The following is a 14,805-nucleotide window of genomic DNA, read 5'->3' as shown; positions in this document are numbered from 1 at the left end:
TCGATTCTGACGAGTCGGGGGCGCTTCCGCGTCTACGCGCGCGTGTGCGGGGCGGGCGGCGCCCAGGCTGCCGGGACCGCCGACGGGGCCGATACCGGAAGCGGCGGAGCGGTCGGCGGGCCCGCGTGGCGGCCCGGAGGCGGACCGGGCGGCAGGGGCGAGCCGCCGGAGGGCGGCGGCGCGAGCCACCAGACGACGCGGAGGTGGAACGCGTGACGAGCCCGGCGAGCCACCTTGATCCAGACGAGGCCCGTGCCGACGATCACGCCGGGATACACCAGCAGGACGACGACGATCGCCAGGAGGTACTGCGCCGGGCCGGTGACGACCTGGAGGGTGCCGGCGGCGCCGTCCCAGAGGCCGTGGGCGAGCGAGACGCCGAGGTAGGCGACCAGCACGATCGGGCGGAAGCGGAACCTCCCGCCCTTTGACGCTGAGAACAGGGCCGCCGCGAACAACGCCGTGTAGAGCGGGTGCAGGAAGGGCGTCAGGATGCCGCGGGTCGGCACGAGCACCAGTGCCGCCAGGATCGGGGTGAGGTGCAGCTGCGCGGGCGGGCTCTGGTAGAAGCTCACGGCGTAGGCGAGGTCTTCGAGCGCGGCGAAGCCGAGGCCGACCGCGCCGCCGAGGAAGAGGCCGTTGCGCATGCTCTTGTCGCGGAGCTTCCACGACACCGCCATGACGGCGAGGATCTTCGCGAGCTCCTCGGAGATGCCGGCGAGCCAGAGGACGGTGAGGCCGGGGTGCGCTCCCCCGCCGGTCGCCTTGTTCAGGAGCGAGTCGAACGAGGATCCGAGGGCGACGGCGATGAGGCCGCCGAGGCCGAAGGCGAGCAGCAGGCGCGGCATCCCGATGGTGTCGCGCGGCACGAAGCGGTACGCCATCGTGTAGACGAACGCGGCCGCGACGGTGACAGAGCCGACCAGGAGGCCGACCGTGATCGCGGCGCCGTTCTCGAGCAGGAGGCCGCCGACCAGGATCAGGAAGAGGAAGAACACGGTGCCGCCCGCGGCGATCCACAGGCCTCCCCAGCGGCCGAGCCACTTCTTCGCCGGGACCTCCGACTGAAGCCAGAGGGGCGGGGGCCAGTTCGCGCGCATCCTCCGAGGCTACGCGGGGCTCGTCGGGCAGGCCTGACCCAGTTCGGGGCTGGGCGCCCTGACCCGGTTCGGGGCTAGGCGGTCTGGGCTTCGGCCTCGGCGCCGCGCTCATGAGGATCGACCACGCGCTGGCCGATCACCGCCGAGACGCCGTCCTGGCGCATCGAGACGCCGTAGAGGGCGTCGGCGATCTCCATCGTGCGCTTCTGGTGCGTGATCACGATGAGCTGCGACGATTCGCGCAGGTCGCGGAAGATGGTGAGCAGACGGCCGAGGTTGGCGTCGTCGAGCGCCGCCTCGACCTCGTCCATGATGTAGAACGGCGACGGGCGCGCCTTGAAGATGGCGATGAGCAGCGCGACCGCGGCCAGCGACCGCTCGCCGCCCGAGAGCAGCGAGAGCCGCTCGATCTTCTTGCCGGCGGGCTTGACCGTGACCTCGATGCCGGTCTCGAGGAGGTTCTCGGGGTCGGTGAGGTGGATCGAGCCGCTGCCGCCCGGGAAGAGGATCGGGAACACCCGGTTGAACGCCTCGCGCGTGTCGTCGAAGGCGCTGCCGAAGATCACCTGCATCTTCTCGTCGATCTCGTCGATGATCGTCAGGAGGTCCTTCCTGGTCGAGGTGAGGTCGGTGAGCTGATCCGTCAGGAACTTGTGGCGCTGCTCGAGAGCGGCGAACTCCTCGAGCGCCAAGGGGTTGACGCGTCCGAGCTGAGCCAGGGTCCGCTCGGCCGCCGCCAGGCGCTTCTTCTGCTCGTCGCGGACGTACGCGACCGGCTCGTCGCCCTCGGCTGTGCCCGGCACCGGCACCTCGGGGCCGTACTCGTCGATCAGGACCGACTCCACGAGGCCGAGCTCGGAGCCGGCGCGCTCGAGCAGGCTCGACAGGTGCAGCTTCTTCTCGTAGATCTCCATCTCGAGCCCGTGCACGCTCTCGGTGACAGTGTGGAGGCGGTCACGGAGGGCGCGCTCGTCGCGGCGCAGGGCCGCGAGCTCGTCGTTCTGCCCCGACCGCTCGGCCTCGCGCAGCGCCAGCACCCGACGAGCCTCGGCGACGGAGCGGTCGACGGCGTCGAGCACGGCGGGCAGCGCGTCGAGCACGGCCGTCGTCGCGGCCATCTGACGCTGGCGCACCACCGTCTGGCGGGCGTGCTCCTCGGCGGCGGCCCGCTGCTCTTCGAGCTGGCGCTGCAGCTCGTTCGCGCGTGACACCTCGGCACGGACACGCTCGCGGATGGTCTCGAGCTGGATCCGCTTCTCGATCTCGACGCCGCGCGCGTTCTCGACCTCGGCGAGGACCCCGTCGCGCGCCGAGACGTCGAGGATCGGGCGCGGCCTCGAGCCGTACTCCTCGAGCGCGCTCGTCGCCTGGGCCACGACGCGCTCGGCCTGGTGCACCGCCTCGGCCGACGTCGCAAGCGCCGCCGAGAGACGCTCGGCCTCGGCCTCGGCCGCCTCGAGTCGAGCGCGGAGACGCCCGGCGCGCTGGCCGTGGGCCGCGAGGCGGCTCTCGTGCTCGCGAGCGGCCGCCTGGATCTCCTTGGCGGCGGTCCGGGCCTCGGCGAGCTCGCGGCGGGCGTCGTCGAGCTGCGCGGCCGACTTCTCGATCGTCACGCTCACGCCGGTGAGCGCCTCGGCTGCGGCGTCGCGGTCGGCGATGAGCTCCAGTCGCGAGCGTCCTCCTGCCGACCCGCCGCGGACCACGAAGTCGGTGAGCACCTCGCCGGCGCGGGTGATGACGGTCGACGGCGCGTCGCCGCCGAGTGCGAGCACGGCGGCCGCGACTGCGAGGTCGTCGGCGATCACCGTGGTCGCCAGGATCGCCGCGATACCGGCCGGACCGGCCACGACGGAGGTGGCGGCGACCGCGCCGGACGGCAGGTCGAGGTGGAGACCGTCGGTCTCGCGCGACGGCGTCGCGACGACGACCTCGACCCGGCCCAGCTCTTCGTCCGTGACGTGGCGGACGGCCGCCACGGCGTCGTCGAGCGTCTCGGCCAGCACCGCGTCGGCGACCGACCCGAGGGCCGCGGCCACGGCGACCTCGAAGCCGGGCTCGACCTGCACGTGCTCGGCAACCAGACCGGTCACGCCGGGGCGGGCCGCCGCCACGAGGGCGCTGGACGCGTCGTTCTGATCGAGCGCCAGAGACAGGGCGCTGGTGCGAGCGGCGAGGGAGTCGCGCTCGCGCTCCGCGCCGTGGAGGACCTCGCGGAGCTCGTCGACCAGGGATTGCGCGGTGGACACCCGCTCGTCGGCTACGGCCTGGAGCGCGGCATGGTCGACGTCGTCGCCGCTGGACTCGGGCGACTCCTTCTCGAGAGCGGCGAACTCGGCGCGGGAGGTCTCGCGGCGGGCCTCGGACGCCTCGAGCGCGTTCGTCTGGCGGAGCTGCTCGCCGCGGACGGCGGCCAGCTTCGAGCGCGCGACCTCGACGGCCGCGCCGAGCCGAGAGACCTCGAGGTCGTGCTCAGACACCAGAGCGCTCTGGGCGGCGATCTCGTCGTCGAGCGAGTCGAGCGAGGCCCGCGTCGTCGCGACATCCGCCGCGGCCCTCGCCACGGCGAGCTCGGCCTCCGCGACACCTGCCTGCAGGTGCTCCGACTCATCGCGCGCGTCGGCGACCATGCCGGCGGACACCGTCGTGGCCACACCCGGAGAGTCGGCCTGCTGGGCGAGCATCGTCAGCTTCTGGTTGGCGAGGCTCGACAGGCTGCGGAGGCGCTCCTGCACCGACTCGAGGCCGAACGCCACCCGGCGGGCCTCGTCGACCGCGTCGCCCACCATCGCCTGCTCGAGGCGCTGCTCGCGGATCTTGTTCTGGTCGAGCTGCTCCTGCAGCACGATGCGCTCGCTCTTGCGCTCGTTCTCGCTCGCCGACTGCGTCGTCAGGACGGTGCGGAGGCCGACGACCTCGTCGGCCAGCAGACGGGCGCGGGCGTCGCGGACGATCGAGGCGATCCCCTGCGCCTCGCGGGCGATCTCGGCCTGGCGACCCAACGGCTTCAGCTGGCGCCGGATCTCGCCGGCGAGGTCGCTCAGACGCGTGAGGTTGGTCTGCATCGCCTCGAGCTTGCGGATCGTCTTCTCTTTGCGGCGACGGTGCTTCAGGATGCCGGCAGCCTCCTCGATGAAGCCGCGGCGCTCCTCGGGGGTGGCGCGCAGCACGGCGTCGAGCTGGCCCTGCCCGACGATGACGTGCATCTCGCGACCCAGGCCGGAGTCGCTCAGGAGTTCCTGCACATCGAGCAGTCGACAGTTGTCGCCGTTTATCGCGTACTCGCTGCCGCCGTTGCGGAAGAGCGTGCGGCTGATCGTCACCTCGGTGTAGTCGATGGGGAGCGCGCCGTCGCTGTTGTCGATGGTCAGGATCACCTGCGCGCGGCCCAACGGCCCGCGGGTGGAGGTGCCGGCGAAGATGACGTCCTCCATCTTGCCGCCGCGGAGGGTCTTGACGCCCTGCTCCCCCATCACCCAGGCGAGCGCATCGACGACGTTGCTCTTGCCCGAGCCGTTCGGCCCCACGACGCAGGTGACCCCGGGCTCGAACGCGAAGGTGGTCGGCTGGGCGAACGACTTGAAGCCCTTGAGGGTGAGGCTCTTGAGGTACACCGGGGCTCCCCTCTGGTCGGCGCCCGCGCGGCCCTGCGCCGTGCGATCCCCCTAGGGTAGCGGCGTGGCGCGGTTCGTCCTGCTTGCTGACCCGCCGCGGCGGCGGGAACCTGCAGCTCCGGCGGGGATTCTCTACCGCCGCCGCGGGCTAGTACCGCCGGCGCTGACAGCGCGGGCAGAAGTGGCTGCCGCGGTTCATGAAGGAGACGCGCCGGATGGGGGTGCCGCAGCGGGGGCACGGCTTGCCCTGCTGCCCGTAGGCGTTGAGGCTGTGCGAGAAGTAGCCCGACTGCCCGTTGACGTTGACGTACTGGGCGTCGAAGCTCGTGCCTCCCTCGGCGAGGGCCTTGAACAGCACGGCGCGGATCTCGACGAGCAGCAGCTTCGCCTTGCCGCGCGACAGCGACGACGCCGGCTGATCGAAGTGGAGCTTGGCGGCCCACAGCGACTCGTCGGCATAGATGTTGCCGATGCCGGAAACCAGGGTCTGGTCGAGCAGGGCGCGCTTGATCCCCGAGGCGCGGGCGGCGAGCCGCGTGAAGAAGAGGCCCTCGTCGAACGCCGGGTCGAGGGGGTCGCGGGCGATGTGGGCCACCTGGCGCGGGATGACGGAGAGCCAGGGCGGATCCTGCGCCGGTGACTCCGAGGCGGAGGACCCCAGCAGGGACGCCCCCGCGAACCCGGAAGCCCGCCCGTCCACGGTCGGGACGAGCTCGTCGAGCGCCATGGAGCCGAAGATCCTCTGGTCGACGAACGCCAGGCGCTGCGGCCCGAGCGAGGGGTGGTCGAGATCGAGGCGGATCCGCAGCAGACGGTCGTCGGGCGCGTCGCGGTCGCGGAGCAGGACCTGCCCGCTCATTCCGAGGTGGGCGACGAGCGCATGGCTGTCGTCGCCCGCGGCCGACTCGAACGGGAGCCACAGGAACTTGCCGCGCCGCACCGCACCCCGCAGCTCGGCCCCCTCGAGCCGTGCGACGAAGTCGTCGGCGGGGCCCTCGTTGCGGCGCAGGCTGCGCGGCTCGAGCACCTCGACGCGCTCGACGACCGCACCCGCGACGGCGGGCTGGAGGCCGGCACGGACGACCTCGACCTCGGGGAGCTCGGGCACGCGGGTCAGATCTGGTCGGGCGCGACCGGCGGGACGCTGAGCTGAGTCCACGCCTCGAGAGCCGCTGCCATCTCGGCCATCTTCTTGCTGCTCCCGGTACCGGCGGCGATCTCGTCTTTGCCGAGGCGCACGATCGCGTGGAACCGCTTGTCGTGGTCGGGACCGGAGTCGGTGATGAGGTAGTTGGGCATGCCGCGACCCTGGGCGGAGGCGAGCTCCTGCAGGCTCGTCTTCGGGTCCATCGCGGCGCCGAAGCGGTCCGGGTCGGCCAGCAGCGGGGCGATGAGGCGCATCACGAGGCCGGTCGCGGCGGCGGCCCCGGCGTCGAGGTAGGTAGCGCCGATGATGGCCTCGACGGTGTCGGCGAGGATCGAGTGCTTCTCGCGCCCGCCGGTCATCTCTTCGCCGCGGCCGAGCAGGAGGTACCGGCCGAGGCCGATGTGCGCAGCCACCTCGGCCAGCGCCACCGTCGAGACCAGGCTCGCGCGGCGCTTAGCGAGGTCGCCCTCGTCGAGGTGGGGGTTCTCACGGAACAGCATCACCGTGACGGCCTGCCCGAGGATCGAGTCGCCGAGGAACTCGAGGCGCTCGTTGTTGCCGATCCCGCCGTGCTCGTACGCGTACGAGCGGTGGGTCAGCGCGAGCTCGAGCAGCTCGGGGGTGACGGCGACGTCGAGGAAGTTAACCAGATCAGCCCGATCAGGCACTGGTGCGTGATCGGGCTGACTCATGGAAGCCAAGCTTAGTCGACTCGAATTGTCTGAGAAGAACTCAGATGTCGGCGACCTTGCGGCCCTTGTACTCCATGTACAGGGCGGTGCCGGCGGAGTCTTCGACAACCTTCGCGCGGTGCGGGAGGCTGTAGACGGTCTTGCCGCCTTCGATGGTCTTCACGAGAGTGGCGGGCGTGGCCTTCCACTGCGAACGGCGGGCGTGCGTGTTGGCGCGCGACTGCTTCCTCTTGGGAACTGCCATGACTGTCTCTTCTCTGTGTTGGTCAGATCTATGTGGATCGGATCTGTGTTGATCGGATGTGGTTCGCCGTGGCACAGGATTGTGCCGGGCGCACGCTATTCGGTGGGCTTGGAGTCCGCGTCAGCGACGAGCTGATTGAGAGCTGACCACCGGGGGTCGAGCACCTCGCGGGGCTGGTAGTCGACCAGGTCTTCTACCCGCTCGCCCGTTTCGGGGTCGAGACCTGGGCAATCAGGCCGGCAAACCGGTTGGAAGGGCAGTGACAGGACCACTGCGTCTCTGACGACTGGTTCAAGATCCACGTGATCGTCTTGAACCCGATAGTCAAAGGCTTCGTCGTCAGAATACGCGAAAAGCTCGGCGAAATCGACCTCGACACTCTCGGTGATCGGTTTCAGGCACCGGCTGCACTCGCCGTCAGCGTCTCCGGACACGTGCCCGGTGACCAGGATGCCGTCGTGCAGGCTCTCGAGACGGAGGCTCAGATCGATCGTCGCCCCTTCGGCGACGGCGATGACGCCCTCGCCGAGCTTGGAGGGCACGGTCACCTCGACATCGGCCTCGCGCATGGAGCCGGGGCTGCGCATGAGGTCGTAGACGGTGACGTCGTACGGGGAGGAAGTGGAATGAGGCACGAAGATCGAGTCTACGCTCCCCGCGCCGTCCTCGGGCGAGCCTCGACGAAGAGACTGATGGGAACCACCGTGGCGCGCACCCGGGCGAGCGGCGCGCTGGTGCGGTGCAGGCCCCGGATGGCCTCGCGGGCGGCGTCCTGCGCCTCAGTTCCGGCGCGCTGATCGGCGAAGCCGAACCGCTCCTCCTCGACGGCGCGCCGCACCGCGTCGACCGCCGCCAGTGCGAGGTCGTCAGGCGCGACGGCCTTCGCGAGGGTGGCAGAGGTCTGCTGCGGGGTCGCCGCCGGATCGACGGGCAGCCCGAGGTCGCGAGCCGTGTCGACGATCTCGCGCCAGGCGGCGAGGGCGGAGTCGGGTGGTCTCTGGGTGAGGCGGCGGCGTCGGCGTGACGTCCGCAGCCACCACGGCAGCATCCCGAGCAGGATCACGATGGCGATGGCTCCGACGGTCAGCGGCACTCCCCCGACGGTCGTGCCGCTGCCGGCCGCCTGCGCGTCGGCAGAGCTCGTCGAGGTCGCCGTGGCGGCGTTGCTCGCGGCCGTGCTGGTCGGCGTGGCCTCGGCCGAGGCGGTGTCGCTGGGCTCGGTCGTCGCCGATGCGGACGCCGACGGGCTGGTGTCGGTGCCCGTCTGCGTCAGGTAGCTGGCGGTCGTGCCCTGGCCGACCGTCGGCTCGAAGGGGATCCAGCCGAGGCCTTGGAAGTACAGCTCGGGCCAGGTGTGCAGATCGTTGCTTGTGACGGTCCAGTCGTCGCTGCCGCCGACCTGCGTGCCGGGCAGGAAGCCGACCGCGATGCGCGACGGGATGCCGAGGGTGCGCGCCATGACGGCCATCGCCGAGGCGAAGTGCACGCAGTAGCCGCTCTTGCGCTGCAGGAACGTCTCGACCATGTCGAGGCCCGACCCGTCGTAGCCCTCGCGCACCGGCGTGTCTTCGGAGTACGTGAAGTCGCCGTTGCGGAAGTAGTCCTGCAGGGCGACGGCGGCATCGAACTTGTTCGCCGCGCCCGAGGTCTCGCGCTTCGCCAGGCGGGTGATGGACGCAGGAACTCCGTCGACGTCGAGGTACTTCGACATGTCGGCGGACTGCTCGCCGAGCGCGTCGATGATCTGCTGCGTCGTCGGGTCGACCGGCTTGGACGTCACCGAGTAGTCGAGGCCCTGGGAGCCCTGCGTCGCGCTGCGGATGGTGACGCCCGACTCGTTCACGTACTTCCAGGCGTCGCCGATCCCGCTGATCTTGGTGGCCGGTACGGGGATCGGCAGATACGGGCTGCGGAGCAGAGTGACCGAGACGTCGGTGTCGACGGTGTCTCTCGTCGTGCCCGCCGAGACGCCGGAGGGAGCAGGGAGCTTGTCGACGCTGTCGGCGGAGTCGAGCGGCACAGCCGAGGGACTCCAGCGGGTGCCCGAGAAGTCCACGAGGTCGACGAGCTTGAGGTACTGCCCGGTCGAGGCCGACGTGCTGTAGGTGAGGACGGTGACCGGGTCGCCGCGCCGGAGGTCCTTGCCGAGGTTGATGACCGGGTTGACACCCGTCGAGATGCCTGTCCCGGTGCCGATGCCGGTCAGCGGCGACGCCAGCGACGTCGGGAGGAGAGCGGTGATGATGCCCGCGACCACGATGCCTGCGAGACCGGTGACGAAGCTGGCCTTCGACGGCCTCCGACCGGTCGAGATCAGCAGGATCGCGACGTAACCGAGGACGGTCGCGACGACCCACACCCACGCCGGGTCGATGTTCGGGATCAGCGCCGGGACGAGGATGACGACGGCGAACACGACGCCGGTCAGCCCCGGGATGCGGCTCACGCGCGCGAGCACGTCGAGCAGCACGGACGCCGCAGCGACCGACACCACGATCACCGCGAGCAGAGCGTCGCCGACGACCACGGGCGCCTGGTCGCTGACGATGGCGTCCTCCGCCTGCTGAACGAGCAGCCGGATGCGGTCCACGGTGTCGCTGGTCGGGATGATGCCGGCGATCGCCGTGCCGCCCTGGACGATCACCGTCGACGCGACGAGCCCCACGACCAGGCCGGCCAGCGAGGCGACCGCCGACGGCCAGTGGGCCGCGCGGGCGGCAGCCGACGCGGCGAAGACGAGGCCCGAGACCACTGCCGGGACGAACCACCAGGAGGAGCCCTGGAAGAGCGGGTGCAGGCTCGCCAGCGAAGTGAGAAGGGTCAGCCAGAGCACGAGGGTCAGCCCCCAGCGCGCATTCCCGGGCGCGAACCGGTCGGGCGCGCGCTCAGCCACCGAGCACCCCCGGTGCGCGCAGGACGGCCTCGCGGTCGCCCACCGAGTCGGTCTCGACGACCCGCCAGCCGGTCTGGCGGAGGGTCGCGGCCACGTGGCGCGGCGCATCGCGGTCGGTGTCGTCGGGCGTCAGCGGGTCACCGTCGAGATGAACGACGATCGCCACTCCCCCGACGCCGGGGCCGCGCGCGTGGCCGAGGCGCACCAGGTCGCCGGGCGTGAGGCTCGAGACGATGGCGATGACGGGCTCGCGCGGTGCGGCGTCCGGGCTGCGGTCATCGACCGGGTCGTCGAGGGCGATGTCGGCGAGGCGCTCCAAGAAGAGCGGCGTCGTCGAGGGGTCGTGGACGCCCACCGTGCTGCCCTCGAGCGACACGACGCGGGTCTGCGAGCCGGCCATGCCGTACTCGAGCGCGAGCGATGCCGTCAGAGACACCGCCCACTCGAAGCCGTCGCTGACCGGATCGCCCGAGCCGAGGGCCGGATGCCAGTCGCGCCAGTTCTCCTTGGCGACGGGCAGGACGACGCGGACGCTGGGAAGCGCGTGCTGCTCCTCCTGCCGCACCATGAGCTCGCCCTGCCGGGCGGTCGCGCGCCAGTGCACGCGGCGCATGGGGTCGCCGCGGCGGTACTCGCGTGTGATGGGATCGTCCTGCCCGCCGGCGAGGCTGTGGTCGCGGCGCTGGCGCGCCCCCTCGCCCAGGGCACCCGACTCGCGGCCGCCACCGGTGCCGACGATCTCGGGGAACACGACCAGCTCGCCGCGGCCGACGATCTCGACGTGCCGCCGAGCAAGGCCGAACGACTCGATGACGTCGATGCGGGCAGGACCGACGCGGTGCCGGCCTCGGGGCAGGTCGTCGTGCTCGAACGTCAGGCGGACCACCCGACCGGGCTCGATCTCGGCCACCATCGCCTCGTCGGCGTGCATGCTGCGCCACGGAACGCTCTCGCGCACCCGCAGCGCCACGTGCCCGGTCGACGACGGCGACGACACGCTCAGCGTCTCGACGACCGACCAGCCGGCGACGGCCCGGTCGGGCGAGAAGCGGCGCGCGACGACGAGCTCGGGCATCGTGATCCCGACGGAGACCAGAGCGGCGACGACCACGGCGATGAGGGCGACGCCCGCGAAGACGAGCGGCATGGAGCTCAGCAGATAGCCGACGACGGCTACTGCCAGGCCCGCGACGGCCGCGCCGAGGCCGCGCGGGGTCGGCCTCGGCCAGCCCCTCGCTCGCTCGGCGAGTGCGCGCCGCACGCTCAGACGGCGGGCTCGTCGAGCGGCACGGGCGTCGTGCGCACCACCTGCTCGACGATGTCGTAGGCGGCCGACACCGCGCCGGCGCCGGAGCGCCCGGCGAGGATCAGCCGGTGGCCGAGCACCGGCCCGCTCAGGGCGTCGACGTCGTCGGGGATGACGAAGCGGCGGCCGTTGAGCGCGGCCCACGCCTTGGCGGCGCGCATGAGCTGCAGGGTGGCACGCGGGCTCGCCCCGAGGCGGAGGTCGGGGTGCACGCGCGTGGCCTGCACGATGTCGACGGTGTAGCGCTCGACAGTCCGGGCGGCGTACACGCGGCGCACGGCGGCGATCATCCGGCGCAGCTGCGCGAGCGTGACGAGGGGCCGGAGCGCGTCGAGGGGGCTCGCCGTCTCGCGCTGGCTGAGCATGCGCAGCTCGCTGGTGGCGTCGGGGTAGCCGAGCGAGATCCGGGCCATGAAGCGGTCGCGCTGGGCCTCGGGGAGCGAGTACGTCCCCTCCATCTCGACCGGGTTCTGAGTCGCGACCACGAGGAACGGGTCGGGCAGCGGGTGCGAGAAGCCGTCGACGGTCACCTGACGCTCCTCGAGGCTCTCGAGGAGGGCGGACTGCGTCTTGGGCGAGGCCCGGTTGATCTCGTCGCCGATGACGATGTTGGCGAAGACCGGGCCGGGCTTGAACTCGAACGCGTTGGCCTGGCGGTCGAAGATCGAGACGCCGGTGATGTCGCTCGGCAGCAGATCGGGCGTGAACTGGATGCGGCTGACCGACGCGTCGACGGCCTTGGCGAGGGCGCGTGCGAGCTGGGTCTTGCCCACACCCGGCACGTCTTCGATCAGGAGGTGGCCCTCGGCGAGCATGACGGTCAGGGCGGTCGAGATCGCGCCGGCCTTGCCGTCGATGACGGTGCCGACGGCCTCGAGGATGGTGCGCGCGAGGTACTGCACCTCGTCGAGCTCCATCGGGGCCTCGCCGCCGGATGAGAGGGAGGGGTTCTGGGCGTTCTCCGTCGTCGTCGTCATGCTGATCCGTTGTTCGGAGCCGAGGGGAGCTCGGGCGGGGTCGTGCCGGCTGCGGCGGGCGTGCCGGGCCCGGTCGCGAGGTACGCGGCCACGTCGGCGGGGACGTAGGGCGAGATGTCGCCGCCCAGCGCGGCCACCTGACGCACGAGCGACGACGACACGAGCGCGTGCGCCGGGTCGGGAAGCAGGAACACCGTCTCGACGCCGGCGAGGCTGCGGTTCATGATCGCCATCGGCGTCTCGTAGGCGACGTCGACCTGCGAGCGGATGCCCTTGACCAGCACCTTCGCTCCGACGCGCACGCAGTAGTCGACGAGCAGCCCCTCGCTCCAGCTGGTGACCGTCACCGTGTCGGGCGCACCTGCGGCAGCGACCGCATCGCTGATGAACTCGACGCGCTTCTCGATGGGGATCAAGGCCGCCTTGTCGGGGTTGTGCACGACCAGGACGTGGAGCTCGTCGAACAGGCCCGCGGCCCGGACGATCACGTCGAGGTGCCCGAGAGTCACCGGATCGAAAGACCCCGGGACGACGGCAATCGTGCTCATTCGGCCACCCTAGTAGTCGAAGGCGACACCTGGCTGAACACTTCCGTGACGCGTCACTGACGGTCTCGGTGAACTCGCGGTGACGCGCACGGGTGTCAGTTCTTGGCCAGCGCGTCGCGGCTGGCGTCGTCGAGTCGGCGGGCCAGCGCCGCGGCGAGGGCCGGGTGCCCGGCGAGCGTCGGGTCGGCCTCGATCACCTCGGCGGCGTGCTCGCGAGCCAGCGCGATCACGTCGCCGTCGTGCGCGACCCGCAGCAGCCGCAGCGACGAGCGTCCGCCCGACTGCAGGCTGCCGAGCACATCGCCCTCCCTCCGCAGGTCGAGGTCGATCTGGGCGAGCTCGAAGCCGTCGGTCGTGGAGGCCACGGCGGCGACCCGCTCTCGCGCGGTCGTCCCCTCCTCCGCGTTCGTGACGAGCAGGCAGAGCCCCGGGTGCCCGCCCCGGCCGACCCGGCCACGGAGCTGGTGGAGCTGCGAGACGCCGAACCGCTCGGCATCGAGCACCACCATCGTCGAGGCGTTCGGCACGTCGACGCCCACCTCGATCACGGTGGTCGCGACGAGCACGTCGATGCGTCCGGCGGCGTACTCCTGCATCATGGCGTCTTTCTCGACGGCGCTCATCCGGCCGTGAAGCGGCTCGATGCGCCGGCCGGCGAGAGCGGGCGCGTCGCGCAGGGCGGCCAGGACGCCGTCGACGCTGGCTATGGCCACCGGCGCCTCGGCGGCCTCCGCGTCTTCGGCGAGCTCGTCGGCGACCTCGGGCGTCGCGGCGTCGATGGCCGGACACACCACGAACACCTGGCGGCCTCGCGCGATCTCCTCGGACGACCGCTCCCACACCCGCGAGATCCAACCCGGGTGGTCGACGAGCGGCACGACGAACGACTCGATCGGCTGCCGTCCCTTCGGCAGCTCGGCGATGGTCGACACGTCGAGGTCGCCGAACACCGTCATGGCCACCGTGCGCGGGATCGGCGTCGCCGTCAGCACGAGCACATGCGGAGGGGTCTGCCCCTTGCGCCGCAGCGCCTCCCGCTGCTCGACGCCGAACCGGTGCTGCTCGTCGACGACCACGAGCCCGAGGTCGTAGAACTCGACGCGGTCCGAGATGAGGGCGTGCGTGCCGACGACGATCTGCGCCTGTCCGCTCACGATGGCGAGCGTGGCCTTGCGGCGCTCGGCGACCGGCATCTGCCCGGTCAGGAGGACCGGCCGCAGCGTGGCCGCGAGATCAGGACCGAGGGTCGTCACGATGGATCGGAGGTGCTGCGCCGCGAGCACCTCGGTGGGCGCGAGCAGCGCCGACTGCCCGCCCGACTCGGCGACCGCGAGCATCGCGCGCAGGGCGACCAGCGTCTTGCCCGAGCCGACCTCGCCCTGCACGAGACGGTTCATCGGCACGTCGGCCGCCAGGTCGCGTGCGATCTCGGCACCGACGAGCGACTGGTCGCCGGTCAGGTCGAAGGGCAGGGCCTCGTCGAACCGGGCCAGAAGACCAGCGGGCGCAGGAACTCGCGCCACCGCCGCCGACACCCTCAGCTCGGCGCGCTGCTGCAGCAGCGCCGCCTGCAGCACGAACGCCTCGTCGAACTTCAGCGTCTCGCGCGCGGCCTTCCAGTCGCGGTCGCGCTCGGGCCGGTGCACGTTCTCGAGCGCTTCGCGCAGCGGCATCAGCTGCAGCTCGGCACGCACCGTCTCGGGCACGGAGTCGGGCAGCGGCGGCAGGGTGTCGAGGGCGACCTCGATCGACTTCTGCACCTGCCACGAGGCCACCGACGCGCTGGCCGGGTAGATCGGGATGGGCTGCTTCGCCCATCTCTGCGCCGTGGCATCGCCGGCCTCGGCGTTCCGCTCGTCGCCCTGCTCGAACAGCTCGTAGTCGGGATGCGCCAGCTGGCGGTTGCCCCGGTAGTCGCCGACCTTGCCCGCGAAGATGCCGCGGATGCCCGGGACCAGGTCTTTCGCCCGCCAGGCCTGGTCGAAGAAGGTCAGGGTCAGGATCCCCTGGCCGTCGCCGATCCGCACCTCGAGGATCGACCCGCGTCGCGCGCGCATCGTGCGCTCGCGCACGTCGAGCACCTCGGCCACGATCGTGACGCTCTCGCCGATGGCCAGCTCGCTGAGGGCGGTGAGCTCGCCGCGCCGCGCATAGCGCCGCGGATAGTGGCTGAGCAGGTCGCCGACCGTCTCGTACCCGAACGCGCGCTTGAGGGCACCGGCCGTGCGCCCGCCGAGCGCGTTGGACAGCGTCGTGTCGAGCGGAGAGGTGGGCACGGCTCAACGCT

The 14,805-nt window shown here is 71.6% G+C and carries 10 protein-coding genes and 1 pseudogene; all 11 read right to left on the bottom strand.

Annotated features, from left to right (window positions below; all coding sequences use genetic code 11):
- Nucleotides 1–32: 32 nt before the first annotated feature.
- Nucleotides 33–1,100, bottom strand: a complete 1,068-nt coding sequence (locus AC07TY_RS01190) for a PrsW family glutamic-type intramembrane protease (RefSeq protein ID WP_494784097.1) — start codon at nt 1,098–1,100, stop codon at nt 33–35.
- Nucleotides 1,101–1,174: 74 nt separating this feature from the next.
- Entirely contained in the window at nt 1,175–4,711 is a 3,537-nt protein-coding gene (gene smc, locus AC07TY_RS01185) for a chromosome segregation protein SMC (RefSeq protein ID WP_494784096.1), read from the bottom strand.
- 148 nt (nt 4,712–4,859) lie between these two features.
- On the bottom strand, nt 4,860–5,819 hold the full coding sequence (gene mutM / locus AC07TY_RS01180) for a bifunctional DNA-formamidopyrimidine glycosylase/DNA-(apurinic or apyrimidinic site) lyase (RefSeq protein WP_494784095.1): 960 nt from the start codon (nt 5,817–5,819) through the stop codon (nt 4,860–4,862).
- Nucleotides 5,820–5,824: 5 nt separating this feature from the next.
- Complete coding sequence (gene rnc / locus AC07TY_RS01175; protein WP_123504950.1) at nt 5,825–6,550, bottom strand: ribonuclease III; 726 nt, start codon at nt 6,548–6,550, stop codon at nt 5,825–5,827.
- Between the two features lie 40 nt (nt 6,551–6,590).
- On the bottom strand, nt 6,591–6,794 hold the full coding sequence (gene rpmF, locus AC07TY_RS01170; RefSeq protein WP_055958861.1) for a 50S ribosomal protein L32: 204 nt from the start codon (nt 6,792–6,794) through the stop codon (nt 6,591–6,593).
- Nucleotides 6,795–6,889: 95 nt separating this feature from the next.
- On the bottom strand, nt 6,890–7,429 hold the full coding sequence (locus AC07TY_RS01165; RefSeq protein WP_494784094.1) for a YceD family protein: 540 nt from the start codon (nt 7,427–7,429) through the stop codon (nt 6,890–6,892).
- Between the two features lie 11 nt (nt 7,430–7,440).
- Nucleotides 7,441–9,687 carry a transglutaminase TgpA family protein gene (locus AC07TY_RS01160; protein ID WP_494784093.1) on the bottom strand — a complete coding sequence of 749 codons (2,247 nt, stop codon included), beginning with the start codon at nt 9,685–9,687 and terminating at the stop codon, nt 7,441–7,443.
- Complete coding sequence (locus AC07TY_RS01155; RefSeq protein ID WP_494784092.1) at nt 9,680–10,948, bottom strand: DUF58 domain-containing protein; 1,269 nt, start codon at nt 10,946–10,948, stop codon at nt 9,680–9,682. The genes AC07TY_RS01160 and AC07TY_RS01155 overlap by 8 nt, the downstream gene beginning before the upstream one ends.
- Before the next feature lie 2 nt (nt 10,949–10,950).
- Nucleotides 10,951–11,970 (bottom strand): AAA family ATPase, encoded by a 1,020-nt coding sequence (locus AC07TY_RS01150; protein ID WP_494784091.1) that lies wholly within the window; start codon nt 11,968–11,970, stop codon nt 10,951–10,953.
- A 74-nt stretch (nt 11,971–12,044) separates the two neighbouring features.
- Nucleotides 12,045–12,518 (bottom strand): annotated as a pseudogene (coaD, locus tag AC07TY_RS01145) (pantetheine-phosphate adenylyltransferase); the annotation flags it as partial.
- A gap of 95 nt (nt 12,519–12,613) precedes the next feature.
- Nucleotides 12,614–14,794, bottom strand: coding sequence for an ATP-dependent DNA helicase RecG (locus AC07TY_RS01140; protein WP_494784090.1), 2,181 nt, complete (start codon nt 14,792–14,794; stop codon nt 12,614–12,616).
- Nucleotides 14,795–14,805: the final 11 nt, after the last annotated feature.

This window comes from Frondihabitans sp. GW821-FHT04F02 (assembly GCF_059420045.1).
Note: the sequence above shows the minus strand (reverse complement) of the source record. Positions and strands in the feature narration are given on the sequence as shown.